Raw genomic sequence first — 2850 nt, 5'->3', positions numbered from 1 at the left:
CGTTCGCTCCAGTGCCATCCGACACTCCTGTAATCTTTTTACCCCCAGCATCTATCCCAGAAATGATTATTTTCGGACCATTGGCTATCACTAAGCCTGTTGCATCTAAGGTATTTGTACCTGCCTTTACGCTCTCCAGTGTGATATCCTTTGCTAAATCAAATTTTACCTTATTGTCCTCTTTGCCTTTTGTAATATTTAGGTTGCTACTTCCAGCTGCCAAATCCATTGGGTTGGTTGAATCAACACTCGTCGTATCTGCACCATCAACAGAGAGATCCCAACTTGGAGTTATAGAGTCTTTTAGAGCTTTTAGCTGCGCAACATTCACGGCATCAGTGTCGTCCGCGCCATCTGCAACGCCAGAAAGAATTCTGGTCTTATTATCTTTATTGGTAATAGTGATTTTATCGCCATCTGTATCCTTACCAATGGTGATGTATTTCGTCTGCACATCTTGTTTAATAAAACTACTGGCTGCTACTTGTTCTTTTATTTCCTTCAGTTGTGCAAAATTCACCGCATCGGTGCTTTCAGTACCCGTTGCCACTCCAGTTATCTTTTTACCTCCAGCATCAACACCTCCGGTGGTTATTTTCGGACCATTGGCAATCACTAAGCCCGTTGCGTCTAAAGTACTGCTTCCTGCAGTTACTTTATTGACTGCAATATCCTTGGCTAGATCAAATTTTATATTATTGTCATCTTTGCCTTTGCTAATTTGAAGATTTTCACTTGCCGCTGATAAATCGATCTTGCTCTCTATACCAATAGTTGTAGCATCTGCACCACCAACAGACAGCTGCCAACCTTTATCTACGTAATTTTGTAATGACTTTATCTGCGCAACATTTACTGCATCAGTCAGTTCAGAACCAGCTGCTACCCCTATAATTTGTCGCGTTCCCTTCTCGCTGAGATTACCAACACTCATGGCACCATAAACACTCTTCCATTGAACTTCAGTACCTGTTGCATTCGCTTTCTTATTAGGAGAATAGCCAGAAACACCACTAGCCCTATCGGCGACAGAATTGTAACCTAGCGCAACACCGCCCGCTTCTTTCACTTCTGCCCATGCACCAACAATGGTGGCAGCAGAAGCGTAGTCTTTCGTGCTGTTGCCAACAATAGTAACACCGTCAAACAGATTATTTTGTGAATATGTCTGTATGCCGTTACCAATAGCAATAATATTAATGGCATTCGCATTCTGATTTTTTCCTATTTTTATATCATCATTAGTTGCATACGTACTCACCCTCCTTGCTAAACTATTAACGCCAGACAGCAAAATATCATCACTATTATCGTCCTCAACAGGCAGCATCCACCCTTTTTTAACAAATGTTTTTGGCAATTTTCGCACAGCAATATTATCCGCACTCATGCTTTTATCGTTAACCGCTATTCTTGTAAGCTGTGGCACTTTCTTATCACCAACATTTCCAACTCGCGCAGAACGGCTACCTTCTGTCAAAACATTTACGATAGGACTCTTATCTCTCTTACCAGAAAGGGTTTTGGTTAAAAAATTTGCGTAATCATCAGAAGCATTCAAACCAGCAACAGAGAGAAGGCTTTGTGGATAAGATACACCAGCACTTTTTACACCTTCAAGAAACGTGTTTCTAAAATCAGGATTTGCTGAAAAAACAGGCGTAACATTCGATAAGAATGTAGCCGCTATAGCCAACGAAAGAACTTTAACAAAAGAAAAACGAGAACGTTTTAATTCACTCGCAGCTTGTGGGGCATATAATTTTTTCATAACAAACTCTCCAATGAAAAAACTTAAAAACACCTCCAAAACATAAAAAAGACACATTTTAGCATTATTGATGTCTTTGGAATTCAGAGTAGACGATCATTGCTTAGAGTGTGAACATTTTGAGTCTTTAGTCTTGTTTTGTTTGTGCTCTCTGTGTTGAGACCTAAATGTTTGTTTTTTTGATTATGTTTTGTGGACATAAAGATGACACATTTAGAGTCTAAGTTTTTTAGTGTGCTGTTTTTTCTAACTAAAAAGGGGTCTTTATATTTAATATTACATTTTACTTGGTAGTGGTTACTATAAAATCCTTTGTACTAGGTTTTAATATGTATTTTCCTAATTATAGACTTTATTTTTATTAGAAAGCATGGTTTTGTTAATAATAAGTAAAGTAAAAAGAAATTGTAATATGTCTGGAATATAGTTTTCCTTGGATAACTGGCTTTTTAGTTGGATTTTTTCTTTTTAATATATCATATAATGATATATGCGCGGTCCCGTGATGTACCTTTTATCTTTACGCACTACTTTTCCCCCTTTGAAAGTTATTTCATCAAAATGAGTCTTACTAATATACACTCCCATATTGCTATAGGCTGTTCATGAAAATAGCAACATAAAAATATAACTTTTTAGCAATATGGATTCTACTATGATCTTTTTTCAACAAAATATAGAAAAATCTTCTATAAAACCTCACAGTCTATAGCCTCATCAAATATTATGCTTATCTCTAGATAAATACTGTGCGTCTGTAAAAAAAATATCCACCCTTATTTCAATAAATAAGGGTGGATGTTTTGTTTTCGTTGTTCGTATTATTTTATTTTCAGAGTAATTGCACCACCTATGCCCCAATGACCACCAGCACTCGTGGCAGAGAGATTAGAGCGGATTTTTCCGTTTTCAGATGTATAACCAGCACCAAGGGCAAATGCGGATTGTCCACGCCATGTGCCGCTACCAAATGAGACACTCAAAGATCCTGGCTCGTCGAAGTAACGTAGGTTGGATACTGCTAAACCAACGGCGGCTGCTTGCCTTGCCTCTTTCCGTACGCTCTTAATATCATAACT

Annotated in this window: 1 protein-coding gene and 1 pseudogene; both read right to left on the bottom strand. The window is 38.0% G+C overall.

The window, feature by feature from the left end; genetic code table 11:
• Positions 1-1771: pseudogene (locus ACFILD_RS05290) on the bottom strand (hypothetical protein); the annotation flags it as partial.
• An 821-nt stretch (positions 1772-2592) separates the two neighbouring features.
• A partial coding sequence (locus ACFILD_RS05285; RefSeq protein WP_375661069.1) for a YadA-like family protein occupies positions 2593-2850 on the bottom strand: 258 nt, incomplete at its 5' end.

Origin of the sequence: Bartonella sp. CL162QHHD, assembly GCF_042195435.1 — a bacterium.
Taxonomy (GTDB): Bacteria; Pseudomonadota; Alphaproteobacteria; order Rhizobiales; family Rhizobiaceae; genus Bartonella.
Note: the sequence above shows the minus strand (reverse complement) of the source record. Positions and strands in the feature narration are given on the sequence as shown.